Source organism: Streptomyces sp. NPDC029292 (assembly GCF_055569295.1).
On the sequence record NZ_JBVHXR010000042.1, the window covers coordinates 1 to 23,716 of the forward strand.

Sequence of the window (23,716 nt, forward strand, 5' to 3'; positions counted from 1 at the left end):
ACGTCGCAATCCACACCGAACCCGGAAGGCCCTCACTCGTTCAAGATCACCCAGCCGTGATCACTGTCACCAACCTCCGTGGACAGAACACCTAGCCCACCACACCCAACTCATGGTCCAAACCGAGGGCCTTGACTTGGTCTATGGACTAGCTTGCGGCCATGCCGTCGACTTCGAATCCACTGTGGCAGCGCTACGAGCAGTCTGTCCGCACCATGCTGAGCACGCTGGATCCCGCCGCCAAGGTGATCCACAACGAGCACGTCGCTGGTCGGCTGAGCGGCAAGAAGCGCTATCACGAGCTATTGGTTCCTCCAGCCCCAATGTGTCAACGATCGCGCTCAAGACCCCCGGCATGACCGTGGGGTACATCGCGAAAGCCCCTGGCCTGCCAGCCGATCTGCTGTACCAGGACCCAGCCCCTCAGTGGGTAGAAGAGATAGACGAGGACGCGTTTCGTGCCTTTCTCACCAACGGTAGCTGGAACAAGTTCTGGTCCTGAGGTCCCGGACAACCGTCCGCGACGACTCGACGCGAAGTCCGGGCCGTCTCTGGATGGGTGAGTGTCCAACTGCGTGACAACGCCGACATACAGAGGCGGACGAGCACGGACAACTACGGACCATCGCAACAGGTGAGAGGCGCACCAGCTCCTGGTCGAGCGCCCACCCAAGTTGCTTCGGGACGAAGAGGTCGGGCTGCAATTCGGCGCAGATCCACAGTCGCGTTCCGTTAGGGTGCGCCACGTGATCAGCGATGTCCCGGCCTGTCCTGAGTGCAGCCAGCCGAAGAGGTCTGGTGGACTCGTGCTCTCCAGGCGCGAGGCCGACGGCCGGCGTACCTGCCGATCGCTGTGGAGGTGTGCCAGTCGACACGTCTGGTGGAGCTGGGCGGATCGACCGGACGAGCCCTTGGAGATCTGCCCTGTGCCGGAACTGTTCCGCTGACATCCAACGCTGACATCCGCCTGGTTGGTGACAACGGCGAGGATCCTGCTTGCCGTCATGGTCCTTCCCTGCTCGTCTCGGGCTCGGTGGTCAGACCTGCTCTGTGGGGCGTACGAGCAGCTCGGCGATGGCCACGTGCCGGGGGCGGGTGACGATGTAGCCGACGGTGTCGGCGATGTCCTGGCTCTGCAGCCGCTCGATGTCGCCCAGGGCGGCGGCGATGTGCTGCTGGATGACGTCGGGGTTGTGCGTGCGCAGTTCGGTGTCGACGCTGCCCGGCTCGACGACGGACACGCGGACGTGCTGGCGTGCCAGTTCCTGGCGCAGCGCCTCGCTGAAGGCGCCGACGCCGAACTTGGTGGCGCTGTATACGGCGGACATGGCGTAGGCGTTACGGCCGGCGAGTGAGCCGATGTTGACGATGTCGGCGACCTGACGCGGTTCCTCGGTAGCTGCCTTGACCAGGTGGGGGATGGCCGCGTGGGCGGTGTACATCAGGCCCATGAGGTTGATGTCGATCATGCGTCGCCAGTCGTTCAGGTCCGCGGCGGGGGCGGGTCCGAGCAGCATGAGGCCGGCGTTGTTGACCAGGGTGTCCAGGCGGCCCAGGCCCTCGATGGTCCGCTCGACCGCTTCCGCGGCGGCCTGGGCGTCGGTGACGTCGGCGGGCACGACCAGGGCCCGGCCACCAGCGGTGGTGATGTCCGCGGCGAGGTCGGTGAGCCGGTCCTCGCGCCGGCCGACCAGGGCCACGGAGGCGCCCTCGCGGGCAAGCTCCAAGGCAGTGGCGTGGCCAATACCGCTGGAGGCTCCGGTCACCAGGGCGACGGTTCCTTCAAGACGACGGGTCATGATTTCAAAAGCCTTTCGATGAACGGCCACGGTGCTGAGGGCCGTACGGGACAGGGGGGGGCGACGGCCCTGTTGGAGGGGGCCGTACGGAGGTGGAGGCCGCTCAAGGCTGGGCCGAGGGCACAATGGGGAAGTGAGCATCACTGGGCAGAAGACCACCGACGCCACGCGTCAAGCGACCAAGACCGAGGGAGTACTACCGCCCCGCGAACGCCTGGTCCGGGCCGCGTCGCAGCTGTTCTATTACGAGGGCGTCCGCGCGATCGGCGTGGAGCGGCTAATTGCCGAGGCCGGGGTGACGAAGGCGACCTTCTACCGGCACTTCGCTTCCAAGGACGACCTGGTCGTGGCCTACCTGCTGACCAAAGATGCCTACTACCGGGAGGTGGCCGAACCGCTGGCCGCCGCGCACCCGCCCGCCGAAGCGATCGACCTGATCTTCGAGGCGATCGCCGAGCACGCCCGCGAGCGCGGATTTCGCGGATCGCCGTTCATGAACGCAGCCGCCGAGTACCCGGACGCCGACCACCCGGTCCGCGGCCTGGTGGCGTCCCACCGTGAGTGGATCCGCACCCTCTTCGGGGAGCTTCTCACCCGGCTCGGCCACGACGACCCGGAGTCGGCCGCCGGTGCCCTGCTGATGCTGTACGACGGCGCGATGGCAGCCGGCTACCTGGACGACTCGACGGCCGCACACAAGACCCTGCTGAACGCGGTCCGGCTCATCCGATCGGGCGACTGACCCAATCAGAGCCGCGTGAAACAGCGGGCCTCTGCGGGGCCCCGGCCAGGCCGGGGCGCGGATTGGTTTCATGGGACCTTTTTGATCTCTCTTGGACGTGCACCGGGGACCCACTGGCAGATCCCTGTCTAGAGGAAGTCCGCCGGGAAGGCCGAGAGGCCATCCCTCAACAGGTAGGAAGACCGGTCGTTCTACCTGGCGACGATAGCCCTCCTGGTGTCCGCGCGCCACTGATCGACGCGCTTGTGGGATCCCTCACGGGTCCGCCGCTGGATTTCACCGCTGCCCCCAGAGGGCCGTCCCTGGCCGCCGTTCGTTGTTCTCCGTAGGACGACAGATCAGAAGGTTCCGCCAGGTAGGGACCGTCTGGCCTCGTGCCGGGCCGTCTCGGTTTCCGTCTCATTCAGCGACGTTCAGCGGCGTTCAGGCGGGTCCATCAGCAGCGTCCACCCCGGCACTCGACCGGCCATGCGGCGTCGATGTGGTGCTTCGCGCGCTCGGCGTGCACCACGTCGTCGAGGCCGACGGCGGTCACAAGGACATCGAGGTGCCTCCGCTGCACACCGGCATCCCGTCCTCACTCGGGCAGCACTCAGCCCACTACCTGGTGCAACATGCTTCAGATCAGATCAGATCAGATCGGGTTGCGGTTCCGGTTGCCGCGCCGGCGCGGCCCTCGGTTCCCACGGTGCGGTGGTCCGTACGTAGCCGTAGACCACTGAAGTCATCGCCAGTATGAGAAGCGGTCCGGACACCCACGGATGCTCGGCCATCTCCAACGACAGACAGCGATAGGACACCAAGAGCGCAGCGAAGACCGTTGCGCCGTAAGCGACCAACTGGATCCCCGACCGATCCCACCCGCGGTCGAGCGAGCGCAGAGCTGCCTCGATCGTGAGCGTGAACACCACGCCGGCAATGAGGTCCACGCCGTAGTGGTAGCCGAATCCCAGCGTTGCGGCGAGCGTGGCAATCAGCCAGAACGTGCCTGCGAATCGCAGAATGCGTGGGCCCTTCCGGGAATGAATGAAGATCGCGGTAGCCCATGCTGTGTGCAAGCTGGGCATGCAGTTCCGTGGGGTGATCCCGTCGAATGGCATGTGGTGCGGGGCACTGTTCGGCGGCGGGGTTTGCGGCCACAGGTTGGCCACCGCCCAGTGCCCGCTGGACGGCGTTTCCGACCACAGGCTGACCGTCGCCCAGTGCTCGGCGCCCGCGCCGTAGGCGAAGATCGGTCCGACTACCGGGAAGATCATGTAGATGGCCGGCCCGAGGAGGCCGATCACCAGGAAGGTGCGCACCAGATGGTGGCCCGGGAAGTGGCGCTCGACCGCCACGTTACGCAGTTGGTACAGCGCGACGATGACGGCGGCCACCGCGAGCTGACCGTAGACGATGTCGAGAAGATTGAAGCCGATCGGGCCGGTGGCCGTGACGATCCGGCCCGCCAGCCACGACGGGTTGCCCAGCGCGTGATCGGCGGTTGCCACGTACTGGTCGAGCACCGCTGGGCGGGTCTTCGAGGTGATGAGCAGCCAGGTGTCGCCGGTCTTGCGGCCGGCCACCAGCAGCAGGCCCAGTCCGACGCCCTTCAGCAGCAGGACACGTTCCCGGCCGGTGCGACGCGTGACAGCGATGACCGCATAGCCCAGAATCACCCACAACGCGCCGTTGCCGAAGGGGTGGCCGTCGGTCACCTTGGCGTCGACCGCCCGCCGGACCGCAAAGAAGGCGACGTCGATTCCGATCGCGATACCAGCCGCGATGAAGCGTTGCCGCCAGGTGAGCACCACCATCATCAACGCCATACCGGCGTACAACAGGAAGCCTGATTTGGGGGCGAATATCACCTCTCGCACCTGGCTGGTGATCGGCCCAGGTAGGCCGTAGCGACGCGCGGCGATTTCCAACGCAACGAGGAATCCGAGGGCCGCGACGCCCGCTACGGCCCAGAGTCTCGCCCGTGGTTGACGCCACGCGGAGAACGTGATTCTGCAGTCTATTCGCGGAAAGACCCGCGGCGGTATATGTCTCAATTTCCAGCCGATTTGCTAGATGTTGATCAAGTGTCAGGGTGGGTTTCGCTCGTCACATTCCGGTCGGGGCTGCTTTCTCCCTCACGAAGAGCAGTCCGACGGGGCTTCCGACGCAGGAAGACGGAAAGATCACAGTCCCGGTTCCAGCCGCGTATCCCCACAGCCTCGGCGAGCACGTCGACTTGGATGACTGTGGCGATGCGACGTCCGGCCGCCTTCTCCCTGCCGATCCACTGGATGCGGCATGGGCTGCGCTGGATCCGGGTTCGTGGTGGACGGCTGCGGCTGGGCCAGAACGCTGTTGGCCACTGCGACGAGGGCCTCCGGAAGATCTTCCGGAGGCCCTCTGGCGTTCGTACGGGCGAGGCTACGACTCGTCTTCGTGCGCGTGCTTCAGTCGCATGCGCGCGTCGACCTTCTCCGGGCCCGTGACCTCCGACCAGAAGCGGTGGCAGGTCACGAACACGGCGAGCTCGCGCTCGCGTTGCCGGAGCTTTTCCACCTCGGCCTGTTCGTCGGCGGTCCAGCCGGGGGAGGCGGGGCGTTCTACTTTGCGCCAGCCGTTGTCGTCGCTGAAGCCGTCCAGGGGCTCGACGGACCAGGGGAGTCGTTTCAGCAGGCCCAGCAGCTCGGCCCGGACCTGATGCAGCTCCTCCTGACCGGCGAGGAGGTCACTCGGAAAGTCATAGGTCGCAGCCACGCCGCAATGCTACGCCTGTTCGATTTTGGGTTGCGAGTTCCTTCCGGGACTTCACGCGAACGGGTGTGACCGAGCGCACCAGCTCCGACATCACGGCCGGCGGTAGTGACGGGTTGGCCGCCACCGCTTCCACCACGCGCCAGTCGTCGTCGGTGAGCAGTTCGGCAATGACCGGGGCGGCAGGGCCGGGTGACCGGCGGCTATGGGCCTCGCCTGGCTGTCCGTCAGGCAGGCGAGCAGGGCCGGGGCCGTCGCATTGCGGTGCCGGGCGACCTCGCGGAACGCCTTCCGCACCGGGGGTTCGTGTCGGGTCACTCTCTCCAGGAGTGCCGGTGACGCGTCGGGGTTGGTCGCCGCCCTGGCGACCACCCGGGCTCCGTGCCGGTCGACCATGGCGAGCAGTTGGGCTTCGGAGAGGCCCGGGTGCGGTGCGAATGGTTCACCCGGGCATCCTGCCCTGAGCGCGATCGCATCGCCTGTGGATTTCGACGGCGGCCGGGCGGTGGAGTTCCCTGAACTCGTCCTCATCCACCGCCGCCAGCGGCGACCAGCATGACGGAGACGGTGCTCAGCCGCTCGTGGGGTACGCGAGCAGGTTGTCCCCGGCTTCGTCGAGGGCGATGCCCGCGGACTCGTTGACGAGGACGGGGGCGAGGCCGGGCTGCGCGGGGGTGTCCTCGCCGGTGCGGGCGTCGAGGACGACGGGGCCGTTGGTGGTGGTGCCGTAGATCCGGCCGTGCCAGGCCGCGGTGACTGTGGGGGCGACCCGGTCGGCCTGCTTGTCCGGGAGCTGCCAGAGGGTCTTGCCGCTGGTGGCGTCCAGCCCGTACACGATGCGGCCCACCGAGCCCGAGCCGTGGCAGACGAGCGTGCTCTTCGCGTCGTACGCGCAGGTGGAGCCGGCCAGTTCGTCCGGCATCTCCCGCTTGATGTCGCCGGTGGTGGCGTCCAGGAGGCGGTGGTAGCGGTCGCCGCTGCCGTAGTCACGGCCCTGGGCGAGGACGAGGTCCGGGCCCGCCGGGTACACGCCCAGCTCGTAGCTGTCCGTGCCCAGCCAGCGGCGCCTGCCCGAGGCGGCGTCGTACCCGACGGCCCGCTCGTGGACGAGGTCGTCCGCGGTCGTGCCGGCCACGACACCTCCGGCGACCGCGGTGGCCCGGAACTCGTCGTGCGTCCAGGCCGTGTGGTGGGTCGTCAGGTCCACTCCGTAGGTGACGGCGCTGTCCCCGGCGGACACCCTGATGACGCCCGTGCTCCCGTCGGCGCCGACGGCGGTCGCGGCCACGTTGTCGTACGTGCTGTCGGCCCAGGCGGGCAGCCGCAGGGTCAGCCGCCACTGCACCTTGGCGGTGTTCGCGTCGCTGAAGGTGATCTCGACCGCCTTGTGGTCGGCCTGAGTTCCGGTGCCGGACTGTTTCACCACGAAAGGTGCCATCAGGGTCGGCGTGCCGCCGACGGTGACCAGGACGGGCGCCTCGGCCAGGTTGTCGTCGCCGTAGCTGCCGATCTTCGTCAGCGCCGTGCCCTGCGGCTCGACGGTCGCCGTGACGTGTCCGGTGGCGGTGTCGACGGCCTGGACGTGGTCGGGCGCGCCGACGTACGCCGTCGCCTTGTACAGAGTCACCGGGATCGGGCTGTTGAGCGTGCCGCCGATGGTCAGGCGCCCGGTGGTCGCCTCGTCGGGCATCGGGCTGCCCGCCGAGGCGAACTCCGCGGGCGGGTCGTGGACCGGGCGCGGCGCCGCGGCGGGCTTGCTGGTCGCGGTGGACGGGGCGTCGTCGGTCCGCTTCGCGCTGTCCGTGCCGCTTCCGCAGCCCGTCACGGTGCAGCCGACGAGCGCCGCCGTCAGGATCAACCGTCTTGTGCGCAGGGTGAGTTGGATGCTCCGCATGGGGTCCCCGTTCCTTCTGCCGCAAACAGTGATCACCCTAGTGCGTTCCAGTGACACTCACTTGAGGTCGCAGGAGTCCGTTGAGGGAGCGGCGGCGAAGGGCGGCCACAGCCGGGCATCCGGAGCTGTGGCCGCCCCCGGTGGCGGACGGGATGAGTGCCCGTCAGCGACCCGTTTCCCCCAACTCCTTTACCAGCCCGGTCGCCACGGGCACGTGCACCCCGTGTCGCTCCGCCGCCCGCAGCAACGCCCCGCCGATCGCGTCCAGTTCGAGCGGACGGCCCGCCTCGGCGTCACGCTGCATGGAGGACTTGGTCCCGGGCGGGAAGGCGTCGTAGCGGGCGAGGGCCGCCGACGGGTCGGCCGGGGCGCCGCTGGCGCCACTGACGGCCGCCGTCTCCTCGACCAGCGCCACCAACTCCTCGCGGTGCAGCGTGCGGACGTCACCGAGCGGCAGTCCGTAGCGGGTGGTCAGCAACGCGAACGGCGCGAGGAACGACATCTTCGCCCACAGCGCCGCCGCCTCGCCGTCCTGGACGCGGACCCGTGGCCCCGCCTCCTGCAGGGCGCCGGCCAGCGCGTCGAGCCGTTCGCGCTCCACCGTGTCGCCGGTCAGGTCGATCTCGGCGAAGGGACTGCCGTGCTCAATCACTCCTGGCGCCAAGCGAGTTGACTCGACGCGGATCACCGCCGGTGCCACGCGGTCCGCACCGTATCGGGCGCGCAGGGTCGCCGGATGTTCGACGCCGTTCAGGAACGGTACGACCAGGCCGTCGCCCAGCGCCTTCGCCGGGACGCGCTCCAGGGCCGCGTCGAGCGCCGTCGCCTTGACCGTGACCAGGCACGCGTCGACGGGTTCGCGCAGCTCGGTGTCGGCCTCGACGCGGGCAGTGAAGTCGCCGAAGTGCCCGCTGCGTACGCGGATGCCGTCCGTGCGCAGCGTCCGCGCGGTCTCGTCCCCGGCCAGGCAGATCACCCGGTGCCCGGCACGTGCCAGCAGGGCGGCGAGCAGGCCGCCGATGCCGCCCGGGCCGAGCACCGCGACCGTCGCACGCGTAACTCGCTCCGCACTCATGTCTGTTCGGTCCTCTCGTCGGTCGGCCCCCGGGATGGGTGGCCGCCACGGAGTGGATCATCGCAGGCGCTACAGACTTACTGAAGCCCCGGGGCCAACAGGTGCGGCCGGTCCGTGAGCCCGGCCTCCGCGAACGCCTTCGTCGGCGTGGCGCCGTCCTGGGTGAAGTGGCCCCAGTGCTCGAAGTGCAGCGGTACGACGATGGGGGTCCCCCGCTCGAGCGAATTCGAGAGTGGGGGAGGGCGCCGAGGAGCTCAGCCGCCCGCGTCCTCGCTTCGATGTGCTCCCAGGAGGGCAACGCGTGCACGGGCGCGCCGATACGGTCGTACGCCGATGCCGTCGGCAGGGTCACCGGTGCGCCCTCGAGATACGTACGCCCGGACGCGTCGAGGTTGTCCGGGTGCTGGTCGTGCGAGAGCAGTACGGCGTCCACCGTGCCGATCTCCGCGGCCGGGAGCGCCGGTCCCGCCGTCTTCACCGGCTTCCGCGCGCCGATGAGGTACTCGCCGGGAGCGTCGAAGGTCGGGTCGGTCAGTGACCGGCCGGTAATCCCCGGCCGGCCGGGGATCGAACAGCCGGTGATCGCCCAGCCGGTAATTCCCGACCGGTCACCGGTACGGCGGCACACGCGCGAGACTGGACATATGTGCCGCAGCATCAAGACGCTCCGTCCGCCCGTGCTCCCCGAAGAGGCCACCGAGGAGGAGATCCGCGCCGCCGCGCTTCAGTACGTCCGCAAGGTGTCCGGCTTCCGCGCCCCGGCCGCCCACAACCGTGAGGTCTTCGACCACGCGGTCGAGGCGATCGCGGCGGCCACCGCCGAGCTGCTGGGCGGCCTGGAGGTACGCGGGGCGGTGGCCCAGCGAACCTAGGACCTGTCCGGCCGATCACGGCGGACACGCGGGGTGTGGCACGCCCATCTGCGGCGTTGTCGTCGGTTGCCGACTCCCCCACGCTCGGCTTCGCTCGCGCGGGGGGACCCCCATCGCGTCGACGCCCTCCTCCGCCTTGCAGCTGCACGCACCACACCCCGCTCACCGGTGCTGGCAAGGCGCCGTCGCTTCCCTCCACCGTGATCGACCGGACAGGTCGGTCCTAGGCGCCGGTCCCCGACTCCTGGACCGTGGGCCGCCGCATCAGGTACGCCGCGCCCGCGCCCGCGGCGCACAGCGCCAGGAACGAAACGCCCGTGGCCAGCCAGCTCGCGCCCAGCCACTGGCCGCCGAAGTAGCCCAGGGCGACGCTGTACACCGCCCAGGTCACGCCCGCGAGGATGGACCAGGGCAGGAACTCGCGGACGCGGCGGTGGGCGGCGCCGGCGCCGAGTGAGACGACCGAGCGGCCCGCCGGGGCGAAGCGGGCGATGACGACCAGGGCGCCGCCGCCGCGCGAGAGGGCCGCGCCGAGACGTTCCTGCGCGCTGGTCAGGCGGCGGGAGCGGGCGATGGCGCGGTCCAGACGTGCGCCGCCGCGCCAGGCCACGCGGTAGGCCACCAGGTCGCCGAGGACCGAGGCGGTGGCCGCGGACAGGGTGAGCACCAGGATGTCGGGCACCGCGTGCGTGACGGCGCCGGTGGCGGAGCCCGCCGCGGCCGTGGCCGCCGTGATCACCAGGACCCCGCTCGGCAGGATGGGCAGGAACACATCAAGAAGGACCGACACGGCCACCGCCGCGTAGATCCATGGGCTGCCCGTCAGCGCCCCCATACTCTCCAGCACCGAAACACTCCCCTGTACATCCCCCGTAGGCGCGACCACACCGCGACGTAGCGGGGAGTGGACGGCCTGTGACAGCCATACAGCGTACGCGGCAGTGTGACGGGAGATCCACGGGGGGCTCATGGGTTTGTCACATCGCGTTCACCCGGCTGCCGCCCTGGCGCGGCGCACGGCGCCGACTTCCCGTACGAACGAGACGGAGGGGATCGATTCCCCGGGGCCCAGGCGGCGAGCACGGACACAAGAGGAGCCGGACGACGATGGTGGCAGGGATGGTGGTCGGCGCTCTGGCGTCGGTGGTGCTGGCGGCGGGCGGCGGCGGTACGGCCGCGCCCGACGGCTACTGGATGAGGACGGCCGCGCGGTTCGCGCCGCCCACCGCGTTCGTCCCGTCGGCGGCGGTGACGTACGACATGGGGCTCGTCCCGGCGGCCGCCCGGATCGAGGTGAGCCAGTACACCGGGGCGGGCGGGGTCACGACGGTGGGCCTGACGGTGGAGGGGCTGAAGCCGGGGTACGCGTACGGCGTCCAGGTGCACCAGAAGCCGTGCGGCGCCGGTCCGGGCGACGCGGGCGGGCGCTACCAGCACCACGAGGATCCCGTGCAGCCGTCGGAGGATCCCGCCTACGCCAACGCCGAGAACGAGGTCTGGCTGGACTTCACCACCGACGTCCGGGGCGTGGGCGGGGCGAGCGCCCGCCATGACTGGGGCTTCCGGCGGGGCGCGGCGTCTTCCGTGGTGGTGCACGGCAAGCCGGGCGTGACCGGCGCCCGCGTGGCCTGCTTCTCGGTCCCGTTCGGGTGGGTGGCCGGGACGGGCTGAGCGCTGAGCGGGTACGACGACGGCGCCCGCCTCCCGTACGACGACGGCGCCCGCCTCCGTACGACGACGGCGCCCGCCTCCCCGTACGAGGAAGCGGGCGTCGTCGTGTGAGCGATCAGGCCGCGACGGGCTCCGAGGCCCGCTTGTCCTCGGTGGCCGAGGCGGTGCGCCCGGCGATCAGCTGGTCGAGGCCGAACGCGCCGGAGCCGGTGAAGACCAGCAGGAGGAAGGCCCAGCAGAACATCGACGAGGCCTCGCCGCCGTTCTGGATCGGCCACAGGGCCACCGACTGGTGCACGTCGAAGTAGGCGTACGCCATCGAGCCCGACGCGATGAACGCCGCGGCGCGGGTGCCGAGGCCGAGCAGCACCAGGGAGCCGGCGACGAGCTGGATGACCGCCGCGTACCAGCCGGGCCAGGTGCCGGCGTCGATGGTGCCGCCGTTGGTGCCCGCGACACCGCCGAGGACGCCGAAGAGCGAGGCGGCGCCGTGCACGGCGAAGAGCAGGCCGAAAACGATGCGGAACAGGCCGATGGCGTAGGGCTGGGCGCTGTTGAGGCGTCCGGACATGTGGGGGAACTCCTTCGGTCTGGTCCGGTCCGTGGGGGGACCGGATCGTGGGGACGGAACCGAGTGAGTCGTCTACGTTAGGGCAACCTAATCAATACTTGCAAGTTCAACATTCGGCCACGGGCCGGCCTCCGCTTGCGGCTCCGTTTCGGCCATCGCCGCACGTAGTGCCGCCCGCGCCACCGCGTCGGCATCCGAAAGCGTGACCGAATCCACACCCGGCCGGGCCCCGGCCGCGGTCACCCAGTGCACGCCCTCCGTGGGCACGCCGAAGGCGAACCGCCGTGCGTGCGCCCGACTTTGACCGTCGATCAGACGGTAGGGGCGCGGTGTTACGTCCAGCCCTCCGGTTTCGTAACCGTCCACGGTGTGCGGGCGGCACTGCCCCGTCCTCAGCAGCCGGGCGAGCAGCTCGTCGGCGGTCCGCTTGAGGTCCGGTTCCGGCAGCCGCGCCTCCACGAGAGTCGTCGCGCGGACGGCCGAGCCGGGCACGTCGGGGGAGTGCGCGACCCAGGCCCCGTCCTCGGCCCGCACCTCCAGCCGTGGGCCGAGGACGTCGAGGACGCCGGACTCGATCAGCGCGGCCATCTCCTCGACGCGCTGCCGTGGCGGGCCGATGGAGAGGAAGGCGTTGAGCGGCGTGTACCAGCGGTCCAGGTGGTCCCGGCGCGAGACACCCGGCAGCCCGCCGTGATCCACGATCTGCCGCAGTTCGTTGCGCAGGTCGCGCAGCACGTCGAGGGCGGCCTTCAGCGGCCCCTCCACATTGCCCAGCGCGGCCTGTTCGGCGTCCTCGCGCAGATACGCGAGCAGCCAGTCCCGCCAGGTGCCGGGACCCGCGAAGGCGCGTGAGGCGTACGGGCGCGACATACGGTCCCAGGACCAGCGGTCGGCGTGCGCGATGCCGAACTCGTCGAGCAGGTCGGCTTCTTGGGGACTGCGGTGAGGGACGGCGAGGAAGCGATCGCGGAAACGGTCGCGGAAACGGTCGCGGAAAGGGTCGCGGGAGCGATCGTGGAAACGGTCGCGGGAACCTGCGAATTCCGGTTGCCCCAACACCCCCTCGTAATAGACCGTTTCCACCTCCTTCGCGACCAACGGCCATATCTCGCTCAGGAAATCGGGTGCGTCACCGGAGTCCGCGCGCTTGCGGAAGCCGGAGATCACCTCGTCGGTGAGGACGAGCGGGGTGTGGCGGCCGTACGGGCCCTTCGCGTTGTCGCCGCGCGCCTGGTACGGGATACCGCGGCGGGAACCCGCGTACAGGCGGGGCTCGTCGCCCGAGGGGAGGTAGCGCAGGCCCTCGCGCGCGCGGACGAAACGGCCGCCGCGGCCCGTGGTCAGCAGGGCCATGTGGTCGAAGAAGTTGAGGCCGAGGCCGCGCAGGAGCACCGGTTCGCCCGGGGCGAGGGCGGAGAGGTCGACATCGGCCGGATTGGCGGGCGGGACGTGACGCAGGCCGTGCCGCCCGGCGTCCGCGGCCAGGCGCTGCTGCGCGGGGTCCGCGAGCACCGGCAGATGGCCCTGGGCGAGGACCACGGCGGCGAGGCCGGACAGGGTGCGGCCGGTGGAGAGGGCGAGGGTCTGGCGGCCGTCGGGCCCGTCGTCGAGCCGTACCGCGCGGGCGGTGTGCACCTCGACCCGCACCTCGGGCGGCGCCCCGCGCACCACCTCGCCGAAGACCCACTCCAGGTAACGGCCGTACTGGGCGCGGGTCGGGTAGTCGTCGGGGCCCAGCCCGGGATCGGTGTCGAGGGCCCAAGTGTGCAGGCTCGGGCCCGGACGTATCGGTCCCGAGCAGTCCACGCTCTCGTCGGTGAAGAGGGTCACCTGCGAGGCCACGGTGTTCATCAGCAGGTGCGGGGACTGCGCGGTGCGCCAGACGCGGCCGGGCCCGGGTGGTGCGGGATCGACGACGTGGACCGTCAGTCGCGCGTCCGGCGCGAGGAGCTCGGGCGCGGAGGCGCAGAGGCGTTCCAGGACGCTGGTGCCGCGCGGGCCGGCGCCGACGACGGCGACGGAGACGGGGGTGGTCCCGGAGGGCGCGGCGGGTGCTCCAGACAAAGGTGTTACTCCCGGGCATGTGGGGCGCGTGGCAGCAGACCGCCCATTGGAAGCGGACGGTCCGCCTCATCATGCCGTCGTACGGTGCGGGAACCGAGCCCCGGAGCGGAGGATCGGCGCCGGGTGTGGGATGCCTCACGAGCATCCGGGACAACGCACGCAACAACCGTATGCAAGGGGCGTATTACGGGACGAGTACGGACTCGTCCACCGTCGTCAGGCGGGCGCTCCCGCCACGCACCGCTCGTGCCTGTTCGAGCCGCAGCGACGCCGAACGCCCGTGCAGCGTCAGCGTCATCAACTGGTTGCCGAACCAAGGGCCGCCGGTTTTCCGCCAGTTGACCGGCGGATGCGCGCAGCCGCCGTGCCGGGCGAACCGGTGCCCGATCGCCCGCCCCGGTCCGCTCCAGCCGAAGCGGAAGCCGAGCCTTATGGAGAGCGGGATGGAGTTGTGCACGGGGGAGCAGGTCAGCTGGAGCACCCGGGCGTCGGGCCGGGTGCCGCCGGGCCACGACGGCTCGGCGACATACGCGTGGTGCACGTCCCCGGACAGCACGCAGACGCTCGCGGGTGCCCCGTCCCCCGATCCGGCCTCCGCGATCAACTCCGTCAACGCCTCGAACGACGCCGGAAACGCCGCCCAGTGCTCCAGATCGGCCCGCCTCCGCAGCCCCTCCCCGAACCGCGCCCACCGTGCCCCCCGCTCGCCCCGGCACAACGCCGCGTTCCACGCCTCGGCGTCGTGCACGAGCGGGGGCAGCAGCCACGGCAGGGAGGTGCCGAGGAGGAGATGGTCGTACGAGCCGGGCGCCTCCAGTACCTGCTCCCGCAGCCACTGGGCTTCCCCCGGATCCAGCATCGCGCGGTCCTTCTCGTCGAGGACGCGGGCCGCTCGGGTGTCGAGCATGATGACGCGGACGCGGCCGAAGTCGCGGCGGTAGCTCCAGCGGGCGGAGGCGGGGTCGGTGTCGGCCTGGGCGGCGAAGGCGCGCAGGACGTCCGTGCCGTCGGGGGTTTCGCGGACGGCGGCGTACAGGAGGTCCTCGGACAGCTCGCGCGGGGAGAGGTTGCCGAGGTGCTGGTGGACCCAGTACGACATCAGGCCGCTCAGGACCCGCTCGCGCCACCACGGGGTGCCCCGGATGTCGGCGAGCCAGGCGGCGCTGGTGTTCCAGTCGTCGATGACGTCGTGGTCGTCGAAGATCATGCAGCTCGGCACGGTGGACAGGAGCCAGCGGATCTCGGGGTCGAGCCAGGATTCGTAGTAGAGGCGGGTGTATTCCTCGTAGTCCGCGACCTGGTTGCCCGGGGGATCGGCGAGACCGCGCCGCGCGGCGATCCACTGGCGGGTGGCCTTCGAGACCTCGTCCGCGTACACCTGATCGCCCAACAGAAGGAGGACGTCGGGGCGTTCGGCGTCGGGGGCCGAGGCGATGCGCGCCGCCAGGGTGTCCAGCGCGTCCGGGCCCACCGGGTCCTTCTCGTCCGCGGGCGGCGCGGCCCAGCGGCAGGAGCCGAAGGTGACGCGGACGGCATCCCCTTCCGGGGTGCGGACGACCGAGGGCGGGAAGGGGGAGTCGGGGAGGGGCCAGACGGGTGTGCCGTCCAGCAGGATCTCGTACGCGGACGCCGTGCCCGGGGTCAGTCCCGTCACCGGTACCAACGCGTAGTGGTGGCCTGCGACTTGGAAGGTGCGGGCCTCGCCGCGGGCGCCGTCGGCACAGCGCACCTCGGCGGTGCACGGACGGCTCGCCTCGACCCAGAAGGTCGCGGACGAGCCGTCGACGTACCTCAGCAGCGGTCCCAGGCGCAGCTCCGCCATGGTGATCACCCTCCTCCGTCGCCCCGTACGGTACGGAACGACGGAGGTCGGCGGGGAGGTTCCGGGAACCGCGGCTTTTGCCGGTGGGGCCGGTGCGGATCAGCAGCCGCTGAGGACCGAGCTCAGCTTGCTCTTCTCCGCGGAGTCGACCGACAGGTCGTAGTAGTACTTCACCTGGACCCAGGCGCGTACGTAGGTGCAGGCGTACGAGGTGAGCGGGGGCATCCACTCGGCCGGGTCCTGGTCGCTCTTCGACTGGTTCACGTTGTCCGTGACGGCGATGAGCTGCGGGCGGGTGACGTCGTTGGCGAAGGCCTGGCGCTGGGCGGTGGTCCAGGCGCTGGCGCCCGAGTCCCAGGCCTCGGCCAGCGGGACGAGGTGGTCGATGTCCAGGTCGGACGCGGCGGTCCAGGTGGCGCCGTCGTAGACCGAGTACCAGCTGCCGCTGGTGGCCGTGCAGGCGGAGTTGGTGACGACGTTCGTACCGTCGCGCTTGAGGACGTACTCACGGGTGTTGCAGGTGCCGGAGATGGTGATCCAGGTCGGGAACAGGTCGCGGCTGTAGCCGGTGCGGTTCTCCGTCGCCACGGTGAGGGAGGCGAGGTAGGTGCGGGCGGTGGCGGCGCTGACCGGGGTCGGGAGCGCGGCGGAGGCGGTCGGGCCGTTGAAAATCCCGGCCATGGCTATCAGTCCGGTGAGGGCTGCGAGTATGCTCAGCCGTCGACGCGCGTAGACCTTTGGCATGCGAACTCCCTTGGAGTGGGGGGCCGTTGGGGGTGAGCGAGCACATGCTTGCGGCGGCTTGTTTCCGGGGGATGTGCGTCAGGTGAGAAGCTAGTGACGCGTACATGACATGACAAGGCTTGTCGCCGAACTTGTCGCCGAACTTGTCGCCGAACTTGTGGCGGAACTTGTGGCGGGACTCGTGGCGGGTCTCGTGGCGTGAGCGAGGTTCTGCGCCCTGGCGGACGGGAAGCCCGGGGGCCCGGGGCTCGCGGGGGTACGCCCTCCTTCGGGACCAAAGGCCCTACGGGGTCCGCGCGGCCGTCGCGTAGCATGGACGGTGCAGAAGGGGAGTAGCTCTTCGCCGGACCGTCGACATACTGCTCAGCTCGCCTGAGCCGGCGCCCGGAGGCAGGCCTCGTTCCAGAGGCCGGCCAGCGAGACCTTCGGCAAGCAGTGCACTGCCCGTGCCTTTCGGTGCGGGTGCCCCTGTGTGCTGCCATGCCGAGGTGTCGCAGCGCTTGTCACAGCACTCTCGGTGGGGCAGCCCGACCGATTGAGGAATTTTGATCAGCTTCAGCGTGATGGCGCTCGTCTTCGGTGTCGTCTTCCTGGCCGAGCTGCCGGACAAGACCGCGCTCGCCGGACTCGTCCTCGGCACGCGTTACCGCGCCTCGTACGTCTTCGCCGGTGTCGCCGCCGCCTTCGCCCTCCATGTCGCGCTCGCCGTCGCCGCGGGCAGCGTCCTGACCCTGCTGCCGCAGCAGATCGTGCACGCGCTCACCGGTGTGCTCTTCCTGGGCGGCGCCGCGATGCTGCTCATGAAGCAGGACGAGGACGAGGAGAAGGTCCGCCGGCCCGAGAACCAGGGCTTCTGGAAGGTCTCGGGGGCGGGCTTCATGCTCATCCTGGTCGCCGAGTTCGGCGATCTCACGCAGATCATGACGGCGAACCTCGCGGCCCGATACGACGACCCGGTCTCCGTCGGCCTCGGCGCGGTCCTCGCGCTCTGGGCGGTCGCCGGGCTCGGCATCGTCGGCGGCAAGGCCCTGATGAAGCGGGTGCCGCTGCGGCTCATCACCAAGGTCGCGGCGGTCCTGATGCTGGGGCTCGGGGTGTGGGGTCTGTACGAGGCGGCGACGGTCTGAGTCGGTGGGGTTCGGTGCCCGTGCGACGTCGTTCGCGGCGTCCTTCCGCTGTCCTGGTGATGTCGCTGTGGTGGCCGTATCCGGTCGGATTGGTTGCGTCGCAGGTCAGAGGGGGTGGCGCTGTGCCCCCTACTTTTTGTATCGTTGAGGAACAAAGTGGCTCCCGCCCGCACTCCCTGACCGGCGGGCGGGGCCGCCTTGTCCCTGGGGGCCACGCTGGGCCCCCTTTCCCGCGTCTTGGAGCATGCCGATGACGGCCCCCACCGTTCTGACCGCCCGCGCCCTCCTGCTCGACATGGACGGCACCCTCGTCAACTCGGACGCCGTCGTCGAGCGCTGCTGGCGCCGCTGGGCCGACCGGCACGGGCTCGACGGGGACGAGGTCATGAAGGTGGTCCACGGCAGGCAGGGCTACGCCTCGATGGCGGTGCTGCTGCCGAACCGGCCCATGGCGCAGAACTACGCGGACAACGCGCGCATGCTCGCCGAGGAGACCGCCGACATGGACGGCGTCGTCGCGATCCCGGGTGCTCCGGAGTTCCTGGCCTCCCTCGCCGGGGTGCCGCACGCCCTCGTGACCTCCGCGGACGTCGGTCTGTCCAGCGCGCGGATGGCTGCCGCCGGGCTCTCGCTGCCCGACGTGCGCGTCACCGCCGAGTCCGTCGGGGCGAGCAAGCCGGACCCCGAGGGTTTCCTCAAGGGCGCCGCCGAACTGGGCGTCGCGCCCGAGGACTGTGTCGTCTTCGAGGACTCCGGGGCGGGGATCTCGGCGGGGAAGGCTGCCGGGATGCGGGTCGTCGGGGTCGGGCCTCGAGCGGGTTTTCACCGGCCGGATGTGCTGGTTCGTGACCTTACGCAGGTGCGGGTGGAGGGTGCGGGGGGCGGGGCGATTCGGGTGTGTATCGGCTGACGGCCGGGGCGGTTCTCGCCCCCTCCGCCCCTGCCCGACCCGTACCTGGGGGTGCCGCCCCCAGACCCCCGCTGTCGCGCTGACGCGCTCGTCCTCAAACGCCGGACGGGCTGAAATCGGCCCCCGGAGGCTCACGGCTCAGCCGTCTCCGCCTCCAGGCTCGTCCGGGTCGCCCCGCCGTACACCCCCTGCTCGTCGGCGGTGATGCCGCGGGCCCACTGGTAGCGGCGTACGGCGTCCTCGACCTGGTTGTTGAAGTTGCCGTCGGTCTTGCCGGTGTAGAGGGACAACTGACGCAGGCGCAGCTGGAGTTCGGTGACCTCGGACCCCTTGTCGCCGCGCCGCAAGGTCTGCACGCGGAGCTTGTCGGAGCCGTCGCCGGGGGCCTCTGCGGAGCCGGTGGTGGTGGCGGTGGCGGTCGTGGGCGACTGGGTGGGGTCGGCCGACCGTGACGGCGTCGCCGACGCGCTCGACGCGGACGCCGAGGGCGACGGGCTCGCGCTGTGCGACGGTGCCGGGGCGACCGGCGCCGGCGCGGCGGACGACGCGCTCCGGGACGGCGACACCGAGGCGGCCTCGGACGACGCGTCCGGCACGCTCGCCCGTACGTCGTCCGGCAACGCCCCGTCCCGCGAGGGAGTGTCGTACGAGAACAGGCCGCTCGCGAACCCCGCCGCGGCCACGACGGTGACGACGGCTCCGGAGACGGCCAGGAGAGCGGTACGCCGCCGACGCCGGGGCGGCTCGTCGTCCGGTTCCGAGAGGGATCCGGGCCGCCGGGTGTCCTCCGCCTCCGGGAAGAGGCGTACGTCGGTGGCGCGCGGCTCGGACGGCAGGGCGGCGAGGCGCATGGTGGACGCGGAGGCGTCTTCGACGCCCGCCGAAGCCGCGTCTACGGCCCGCACACCGGCTCCTGGCGGAACCCCGGCGCCTTCCCGCGCACCGGCTCCGTGCGGGCCACCGGCTCCCTGAGGACCACCGGCTCCCTGAGGACCACCGGCTCCCTGAGGATCACCGGCTCCCTGAGGGCCACTGGCTCTCGCCGGACCACTGGCTCCCCCCAGCGCCCCGCCTCCCCCCGCCTCCGCCCGAAGCCCCTCCAGAGCTCCGGACCCCTCCGATGCCCCTGACGCCCCTGACGCCCCTGACGCCCCTGACGCCCCTGACGCCCCTGACGCCCCTGACGCCCCCGCGTCCCCCGCCCCCAACTCCACATAGGGCCGTATCCGCAGCGGATCGAAGTCCTCCGCCGCGGCCGCCTCCGCCGTGCGGGCCTCGCGCAGGGCGTCGGACGCCCGTTGGGCGCAGGCGCAGGACGGGGTGCCGTCCGGTGTGCGGGGCGTGGCGCACTCGGGGCAGACATGCCCGTTCGGTTCAGTCACGCGTGGGTCCCTCCCCCTGAAGAACTCCAGAGATTATCCGGATGTCCCCCACACAATCTCCCCGCACTGCCCGGAATCCCGGCCTCCGTGGGACTCAACAGGCCATAACCGGTCACACCGACCAGGATGGAACGTGACCGAGACCCGGGTCCCAGGGAGGTCCGTATGACCGGGGATGCGCACGGCACGGACGCGCCGTCCGGCAGGGAAGCGCCGTCCGGCACCGACGCAGTGGGCGGGGCGGGCGGTACGGACGCGGTCGGCGGGGTGACCGAGGCGTACGGCGTGAACGAGGCGGCCGCGCGGCGGCGCTCCGCGGCCGCCCTCGACGCCCGCGACAACACCGTGCACGGCAGCGTCTTCGTCTCGATCGGCGCGCTGCTGCTCGGCATGCTGCTCGCCGCCCTCGACCAGACGATCGTGTCGACCGCGCTGCCGACCATCGTCAGCGACCTCGGCGGTCTGGAGCACCTGTCCTGGGTGGTCACCGCGTACCTGCTCGCGGCGACCGCGGCGACTCCGCTGTGGGGCAAGCTCGGCGACCAGTACGGCCGGAAGAAGCTGTTCCAGACCGCGATCGTGATCTTCCTGATCGGCTCCGCGCTGTGCGGCATGGCGCAGAACATGCCCGAGCTGATCGGCTTCCGGGCGTTGCAGGGCCTGGGCGGCGGCGGGCTGATGGTGCTGTCCATGGCGATCGTCGGAGACATCGTCGCGCCGCGCGAACGGGGCAAGTATCAGGGGTTGTTCGGCGCCGTGTTCGGGGCGACCAGCGTGCTCGGGCCGCTGCTCGGCGGGGTCTTCACCGAGCACCTCAGCTGGCGCTGGGTCTTCTACATCAACCTGCCCGTCGGCGTCGTCGCGCTCGCCGTGATCGCCACCGCGCTGCGCATCCCGGTCCGCTCCGCCCAGCACGTCATCGACTACCTCGGCACCCTGCTGATCGCCTCGGTCGCCACCTGCCTGGTCCTGGTGGCCTCGCTCGGCGGCACCACCTGGGACTGGAACTCGCCCCAGATCATCGGCCTCGCGGTCCTGGGTGTCGTCCTGATCGCGGCCTTCGTCGCCGTGGAACGGAGGGCTGCCGAGCCCGTCCTCCCGCTCAAGCTCTTCCGCATCCGCACCTTCACGCTCTCCGCCGTCATCAGCTTCATCGTCGGCTTCGCGATGTTCGGCGCGATGACCTATCTGCCGACCTTCCTCCAGGTCGTCCAGGGCGTGACGCCCACCATGTCGGGCGTGCACATGCTGCCGATGGTGTTCGGGCTGCTGCTCTCGTCCACCGTCTCCGGACAGATCGTCAGCCGTACCGGCCGCTGGAAGGTGTTCCCCGTCGCGGGCACGGCGGTCACCACCCTCGGCCTGCTCCTGCTCCACCAGCTCGACGAGAACAGCAGTACCGGCGAGATGAGCGCCTACTTCCTGGTCTTCGGCCTGGGCCTCGGCCTCGTCATGCAGGTGCTGGTCCTGATCGTGCAGAACGCGGTCTCCTACGAGGATCTGGGCGTCGCCACCTCCGGCGCCACCTTCTTCCGCTCGATCGGCGCCTCGTTCGGCGTGGCCATCTTCGGCACGGTCTTCGCGAGCCGCCTCGGCGACAAGCTGACGGTCGCGCTCAGCGGGCAGCAGCTTCCCGCGGGCCTCAGCGTGAACGCGCTCAAGGCCGACCCGAAGGGCATCGCCGACCTCCCGCCCGACTTGCGGCAGCCCGTCCTGCACGCGTTCGCCTCGTCCATCACGGACGTCTTCCTCTACGCGGCCCCCGTCGCCGTTCTCGGCTTCGTACTGGCCTGGTTCCTGCGCGAGGACAAGCTGCGGGGGTCCGTCACGGCGCCGGACGTCACGGAGACGCTCGCCAGCAATCCGGTCGAGCGGTCGTCGTACGACGAGGTGTGCCGGGCGCTGTCCGTGCTCGGCACCCGGGAGGGGCGGCGCCAGGTCTACGAGAAGATCACCGCGCGGGCCGGTTACGACCTGCTGCCCGCCGCGAGCTGGCTGCTGCTGCGGATCAAGAAGTACGGCTGGGCCGAGCCCGCGGAGCTCGCCGAGCGCAGCGCCGTACCGCTGCACGTCGTGATCGCCGCGTCCCGGCAGCTCGAGGAGCGCCGCCTCGCCGTCCGCGACGGACTCGACCTCGTGCTGTCCGACCAGGGCCGCGAGGCCGCCGGGAAACTCGCCCAGGCCCGCGAGGAGTCCCTCGCCGAGCTGCTCGGCGACTGGTGGGGCCCGGACCGCCCGACCGACCTCACCAAGCTGGTCGAGGAGCTGAACGCCGAGATGTGCGGGTCCGACGCGGAGCGCCCGCACGACGGGACGGTGCCGCGACCGCAGGGGACACCGGCGTAACCCTCGGCGAAGCGAGTCAGCTCACTTCGGTTCGGTTCAGTTCAGCTCCTTCCTGAACCAGTGCTCGGCGTAGATGTCGTCGTTGTACGCCTCGGTTTCCGCGTAGCCGTGCCGGGCGTACAGCGCGCGTGCCTCCACGAGGTCGCCGCGGGTGTCGAGGATCAGCCGCTCGGCACCGAGTCCGCGGGCCGCCTCCTCGGCCGCCGCGAGCAGCAGGGGCGCGCCGCCCTTGCCCCGCATGTCCGCACGTACGAAGGCCCGCTTGAGCTCACCCGTGGTGGCGTCGAGCATCCGCACCCCCGCCATGCCGCCGGGCGCTCCGTCGTACCGCGCGACCAGCAGCACTCCGGTGGGCTCCGCGAAGTCGGCCCCCGTCTCCTTGGCGACCTCCCGCTCCAGCTCGTCCGGGTCGGTCGCGTGCCCCTCGTGCAGCAGATACCAGCGGTCGCTGACCTCCGTGTAGTACGCCCGCCACAGCGCGGCGGCGACGGGGGAGTCGAAGGGTTCGGGGGCGACGGTCCAGAAAGGTGTCGAGGGCGTCGAGGGCGTCGAAGGTTTCGTACGGGCCATGGCGGTCATTGTCGCGAGGTGCCGGGTCCCGTCCGCAAGCGGATTTCGGCGGACTGACTGTCAGTGGGTGTGGCGAGACTGGTCGGCATGAACCGCACCGACCGGACGGACCGGCTGACATGAACCGCACCGACCGGCTGTACGCCCTCGTCGAGGAGTTGCGCGCCGCCGCACCCCGCCCGTGCAGCGCCCGCACACTCGCGCGGCGCTTCGAGGTCAGCGTCCGCACGATCGAGCGTGATCTCGCCGCGCTGCAGCAGTCGGGCGTGCCGCTCTACGCCGAACCCGGCCGGACCGGCGGCTACGTCCTGGACAGGGGGCGGACGTTGCCGCCGCTGGCGATCACTCCGGCCGAGGCGACCGCTCTCGCCGTCGGGCTGCGCGCCCTCGCGGACACGCCCTTCGCGGCCGACGCGCGCAGCGCGCTGCACAAGGTGCTCGCGGTGATGCCCGAGCACGAGCGGGTGGCGGCGGCCGATCTCACGGGGCGGGTACGGCTGCTCGTCCACCCTTCGGCCGAGCGGGCGCCTTCGTCGCCGACCGTGCCGGGGCCGGTGCGGGAGGCGCTGGCCGTCGGGCGGGTGCTGCGGCTGGAGTACGCGGACATCGCGGGCGCGGTGACCGGCCGTGCCGTCGAACCGCTGGGGTTCCTCGCCGGTACCGACCACTGGTACCTGCTGGCGTGGTGCCGGCTGCGGTCCGGGGTGCGCTGCTTCCGCCTCGACCGGATACGGGAGGCCGTCGTGCTCGACGAACGGGCGCCGAGTCGCTCCGTCGACCTCGCCGAACTCGACACATTCGGCTGGGACTTGGTGTCGCTGGGAGAGTTCGGCATGTGAGCGCAATCACCGACAGGGGGTTGTCGCGCACGCGTCCGAGGCTGGTGCCCACGAACTCCGGGCAACTCAGAGTAAGGATGGTGGCACCATGACAGCACCGACCACGACCGACGCCCTCACCCCGGCGAGTGGCATCGCGCTCTTCGAGCGCTGGACGGCCTTGTGGAACGGCGACTTGAGCGACCCCGAGCGCTTTCTCGCCCCGGACTTCCGGATCCGCTTCGGCAACAGCCCCGACAAGGCGGACACCGACACCCTGCACGGGCCTCAGGCCATCGTCGACTACGTCGCGGAGTTCCGCGGGTCCGTCCCCGGAGCGCGGTTCGCCGTCGACGGCACCCCCCTCGTCGACACCGGGCGGGGCGGCGTGGCGTCCCGCTGGTACGTGACGCTGCCGGACGACTCCGGTGACACCGTCGAGAAGAGCGGAATCGACCTGTTCCAGGTGCGGGAGGGGCGCATCGTGAGCGTGTGGTCGGTGACGGGACTGCGGCGGTTCGCCGCGTGACGGCCGCTGTTTGAGGGTCGCCTTCCGGGCAACCCGGTCCGGGAACC

The 23,716-nt window shown here is 70.8% G+C and carries 22 protein-coding genes and 1 pseudogene; 8 read left to right on the plus strand and 15 right to left on the minus strand.

Annotated elements, in window-relative coordinates; all coding sequences use genetic code 11:
• Positions 1–1,037: 1,037 nt before the first annotated feature.
• Positions 1,038–1,799 carry an SDR family NAD(P)-dependent oxidoreductase gene (locus tag ACZ4WS_RS46375; protein WP_467990043.1) on the minus strand — a complete coding sequence of 254 codons (762 nt, stop codon included), beginning with the start codon at positions 1,797–1,799 and terminating at the stop codon, positions 1,038–1,040.
• Positions 1,800–1,932: 133 nt separating this feature from the next.
• Here ACZ4WS_RS46375 and ACZ4WS_RS46380 point away from each other — a divergent pair, with 133 nt between their 5' ends.
• Positions 1,933–2,541 carry a TetR/AcrR family transcriptional regulator gene (locus tag ACZ4WS_RS46380; RefSeq protein WP_467990045.1) on the plus strand — a complete coding sequence of 203 codons (609 nt, stop codon included), beginning with the start codon at positions 1,933–1,935 and terminating at the stop codon, positions 2,539–2,541.
• Between the two features lie 436 nt (positions 2,542–2,977).
• On the opposite strand, the gene ACZ4WS_RS46385 is transcribed toward ACZ4WS_RS46380, so the two are convergent.
• The 6 genes and pseudogenes from ACZ4WS_RS46385 to ACZ4WS_RS46410 all read right to left on the minus strand — a co-directional run bounded on the left by ACZ4WS_RS46385 (position 2,978) and on the right by ACZ4WS_RS46410 (position 8,243).
• Entirely contained in the window at positions 2,978–3,103 is a 126-nt protein-coding gene (locus tag ACZ4WS_RS46385; protein ID WP_467990047.1) for a hypothetical protein, read from the minus strand.
• A gap of 67 nt (positions 3,104–3,170) precedes the next feature.
• Positions 3,171–4,532, minus strand: a complete 1,362-nt coding sequence (locus tag ACZ4WS_RS46390) for a phosphatase PAP2 family protein (protein ID WP_467990107.1) — start codon at positions 4,530–4,532, stop codon at positions 3,171–3,173.
• A 412-nt stretch (positions 4,533–4,944) separates the two neighbouring features.
• Positions 4,945–5,277 carry a hypothetical protein gene (locus ACZ4WS_RS46395; protein WP_467990048.1) on the minus strand — a complete coding sequence of 111 codons (333 nt, stop codon included), beginning with the start codon at positions 5,275–5,277 and terminating at the stop codon, positions 4,945–4,947.
• A pseudogene (locus ACZ4WS_RS46400) lies at positions 5,261–5,709 on the minus strand (hypothetical protein); the annotation flags it as partial. The pseudogene ACZ4WS_RS46400 and the gene ACZ4WS_RS46395, both read right to left, overlap by 17 nt.
• A 136-nt stretch (positions 5,710–5,845) precedes the next feature.
• The gene (locus ACZ4WS_RS46405; protein WP_467990050.1) at positions 5,846–7,168 is read right to left on the minus strand and encodes a PQQ-binding-like beta-propeller repeat protein; all 1,323 of its coding nucleotides are present in this window, start codon (positions 7,166–7,168) and stop codon (positions 5,846–5,848) included.
• A 163-nt stretch (positions 7,169–7,331) separates the two neighbouring features.
• On the minus strand, positions 7,332–8,243 hold the full coding sequence (locus tag ACZ4WS_RS46410; protein ID WP_467990052.1) for a ketopantoate reductase family protein: 912 nt from the start codon (positions 8,241–8,243) through the stop codon (positions 7,332–7,334).
• A 644-nt stretch (positions 8,244–8,887) separates the two neighbouring features.
• On the opposite strand from ACZ4WS_RS46410, the gene ACZ4WS_RS46415 reads away from it, so the two are divergent.
• Positions 8,888–9,115 carry a DUF2277 domain-containing protein gene (locus tag ACZ4WS_RS46415; protein ID WP_467990054.1) on the plus strand — a complete coding sequence of 76 codons (228 nt, stop codon included), beginning with the start codon at positions 8,888–8,890 and terminating at the stop codon, positions 9,113–9,115.
• Positions 9,116–9,338: 223 nt separating this feature from the next.
• Here ACZ4WS_RS46415 and ACZ4WS_RS46420 read toward each other — a convergent pair whose 3' ends face one another.
• Positions 9,339–9,962 (minus strand): DedA family protein, encoded by a 624-nt coding sequence (locus tag ACZ4WS_RS46420; protein WP_467990055.1) that lies wholly within the window; start codon positions 9,960–9,962, stop codon positions 9,339–9,341.
• 260 nt (positions 9,963–10,222) lie between these two features.
• Here ACZ4WS_RS46420 and ACZ4WS_RS46425 point away from each other — a divergent pair, with 260 nt between their 5' ends.
• Positions 10,223–10,786 carry a superoxide dismutase family protein gene (locus ACZ4WS_RS46425; RefSeq protein ID WP_467990056.1) on the plus strand — a complete coding sequence of 188 codons (564 nt, stop codon included), beginning with the start codon at positions 10,223–10,225 and terminating at the stop codon, positions 10,784–10,786.
• Positions 10,787–10,901: 115 nt separating this feature from the next.
• On the opposite strand, the gene ACZ4WS_RS46430 is transcribed toward ACZ4WS_RS46425, so the two are convergent.
• The 4 genes from ACZ4WS_RS46430 to ACZ4WS_RS46445 form a co-directional block, all read right to left on the minus strand.
• The gene (locus tag ACZ4WS_RS46430) at positions 10,902–11,357 is read right to left on the minus strand and encodes a DoxX family protein (protein ID WP_467990058.1); all 456 of its coding nucleotides are present in this window, start codon (positions 11,355–11,357) and stop codon (positions 10,902–10,904) included.
• Positions 11,358–11,444: 87 nt separating this feature from the next.
• The gene (locus tag ACZ4WS_RS46435) at positions 11,445–13,421 is read right to left on the minus strand and encodes an FAD/NAD(P)-binding protein (RefSeq protein ID WP_467990060.1); all 1,977 of its coding nucleotides are present in this window, start codon (positions 13,419–13,421) and stop codon (positions 11,445–11,447) included.
• Positions 13,422–13,605: 184 nt separating this feature from the next.
• Positions 13,606–15,243 (minus strand): alkaline phosphatase D family protein, encoded by a 1,638-nt coding sequence (locus ACZ4WS_RS46440; RefSeq protein WP_467990062.1) that lies wholly within the window; start codon positions 15,241–15,243, stop codon positions 13,606–13,608.
• Between the two features lie 99 nt (positions 15,244–15,342).
• Positions 15,343–15,987 carry an HNH endonuclease family protein gene (locus tag ACZ4WS_RS46445; RefSeq protein WP_467990064.1) on the minus strand — a complete coding sequence of 215 codons (645 nt, stop codon included), beginning with the start codon at positions 15,985–15,987 and terminating at the stop codon, positions 15,343–15,345.
• A gap of 545 nt (positions 15,988–16,532) precedes the next feature.
• On the opposite strand from ACZ4WS_RS46445, the gene ACZ4WS_RS46450 reads away from it, so the two are divergent.
• Together ACZ4WS_RS46450 and ACZ4WS_RS46455 are read left to right on the plus strand one after the other, a co-directional pair.
• Positions 16,533–17,114: a TMEM165/GDT1 family protein gene (locus ACZ4WS_RS46450; RefSeq protein ID WP_467990066.1), complete on the plus strand. Its 582-nt coding sequence runs from the start codon at positions 16,533–16,535 to the stop codon at positions 17,112–17,114.
• 244 nt (positions 17,115–17,358) lie between these two features.
• Positions 17,359–18,024, plus strand: coding sequence for an HAD family hydrolase (locus ACZ4WS_RS46455; RefSeq protein WP_467990068.1), 666 nt, complete (start codon positions 17,359–17,361; stop codon positions 18,022–18,024).
• A 131-nt stretch (positions 18,025–18,155) separates the two neighbouring features.
• On the opposite strand, the gene ACZ4WS_RS46460 is transcribed toward ACZ4WS_RS46455, so the two are convergent.
• The gene (locus tag ACZ4WS_RS46460; RefSeq protein ID WP_467990070.1) at positions 18,156–18,929 is read right to left on the minus strand and encodes a peptidoglycan-binding domain-containing protein; all 774 of its coding nucleotides are present in this window, start codon (positions 18,927–18,929) and stop codon (positions 18,156–18,158) included.
• Positions 18,917–19,039, minus strand: a complete 123-nt coding sequence (locus ACZ4WS_RS46465) for a hypothetical protein (RefSeq protein ID WP_467990072.1) — start codon at positions 19,037–19,039, stop codon at positions 18,917–18,919. The genes ACZ4WS_RS46460 and ACZ4WS_RS46465 overlap by 13 nt, the downstream gene beginning before the upstream one ends.
• 532 nt (positions 19,040–19,571) lie before the next feature.
• Between ACZ4WS_RS46465 and ACZ4WS_RS46470 the strand changes: the two genes are divergently transcribed.
• Positions 19,572–21,752 carry an MDR family MFS transporter gene (locus ACZ4WS_RS46470; RefSeq protein WP_467990073.1) on the plus strand — a complete coding sequence of 727 codons (2,181 nt, stop codon included), beginning with the start codon at positions 19,572–19,574 and terminating at the stop codon, positions 21,750–21,752.
• A 36-nt stretch (positions 21,753–21,788) separates the two neighbouring features.
• On the opposite strand, the gene ACZ4WS_RS46475 is transcribed toward ACZ4WS_RS46470, so the two are convergent.
• A complete protein-coding gene (locus ACZ4WS_RS46475; protein ID WP_467990076.1) occupies positions 21,789–22,322 on the minus strand; it encodes a GNAT family N-acetyltransferase in 534 nt (177 codons plus the stop codon).
• A gap of 119 nt (positions 22,323–22,441) precedes the next feature.
• On the opposite strand from ACZ4WS_RS46475, the gene ACZ4WS_RS46480 reads away from it, so the two are divergent.
• Both ACZ4WS_RS46480 and ACZ4WS_RS46485 read left to right on the plus strand, forming a co-directional pair.
• Complete coding sequence (locus ACZ4WS_RS46480) at positions 22,442–23,161, plus strand: helix-turn-helix transcriptional regulator (RefSeq protein ID WP_467990078.1); 720 nt, start codon at positions 22,442–22,444, stop codon at positions 23,159–23,161.
• Positions 23,162–23,249: 88 nt separating this feature from the next.
• The gene (locus ACZ4WS_RS46485; RefSeq protein ID WP_467990080.1) at positions 23,250–23,669 is read left to right on the plus strand and encodes a nuclear transport factor 2 family protein; all 420 of its coding nucleotides are present in this window, start codon (positions 23,250–23,252) and stop codon (positions 23,667–23,669) included.
• The last annotated feature ends 47 nt before the right edge of the window (positions 23,670–23,716 follow it).

What these genes read in the sequence shown, in the direction of transcription:
- ACZ4WS_RS46375 (WP_467990043.1), bottom strand. Translation starts at nt 1,799, where the DNA reads ATGACCCGTCGTCTTGAAGGAACCGTCGCCCTGGTGACCGGAGCCTCC.
- ACZ4WS_RS46405 (WP_467990050.1), bottom strand. Translation starts at nt 7,168, where the DNA reads ATGCGGAGCATCCAACTCACCCTGCGCACAAGACGGTTGATCCTGACG.
- ACZ4WS_RS46410 (WP_467990052.1), bottom strand. Translation starts at nt 8,243, where the DNA reads ATGAGTGCGGAGCGAGTTACGCGTGCGACGGTCGCGGTGCTCGGCCCG.
- ACZ4WS_RS46415 (WP_467990054.1), top strand. Translation starts at nt 8,888, where the DNA reads ATGTGCCGCAGCATCAAGACGCTCCGTCCGCCCGTGCTCCCCGAAGAG.
- ACZ4WS_RS46425 (WP_467990056.1), top strand. Translation starts at nt 10,223, where the DNA reads ATGGTGGCAGGGATGGTGGTCGGCGCTCTGGCGTCGGTGGTGCTGGCG.
- ACZ4WS_RS46430 (WP_467990058.1), bottom strand. Translation starts at nt 11,357, where the DNA reads ATGTCCGGACGCCTCAACAGCGCCCAGCCCTACGCCATCGGCCTGTTC.
- ACZ4WS_RS46440 (WP_467990062.1), bottom strand. Translation starts at nt 15,243, where the DNA reads ATGGCGGAGCTGCGCCTGGGACCGCTGCTGAGGTACGTCGACGGCTCG.
- ACZ4WS_RS46445 (WP_467990064.1), bottom strand. Translation starts at nt 15,987, where the DNA reads ATGCCAAAGGTCTACGCGCGTCGACGGCTGAGCATACTCGCAGCCCTC.
- ACZ4WS_RS46455 (WP_467990068.1), top strand. Translation starts at nt 17,359, where the DNA reads ATGCCGATGACGGCCCCCACCGTTCTGACCGCCCGCGCCCTCCTGCTC.
- ACZ4WS_RS46470 (WP_467990073.1), top strand. Translation starts at nt 19,572, where the DNA reads ATGACCGGGGATGCGCACGGCACGGACGCGCCGTCCGGCAGGGAAGCG.
- ACZ4WS_RS46475 (WP_467990076.1), bottom strand. Translation starts at nt 22,322, where the DNA reads ATGGCCCGTACGAAACCTTCGACGCCCTCGACGCCCTCGACACCTTTC.
- ACZ4WS_RS46480 (WP_467990078.1), top strand. Translation starts at nt 22,442, where the DNA reads ATGAACCGCACCGACCGGCTGTACGCCCTCGTCGAGGAGTTGCGCGCC.
- ACZ4WS_RS46485 (WP_467990080.1), top strand. Translation starts at nt 23,250, where the DNA reads ATGACAGCACCGACCACGACCGACGCCCTCACCCCGGCGAGTGGCATC.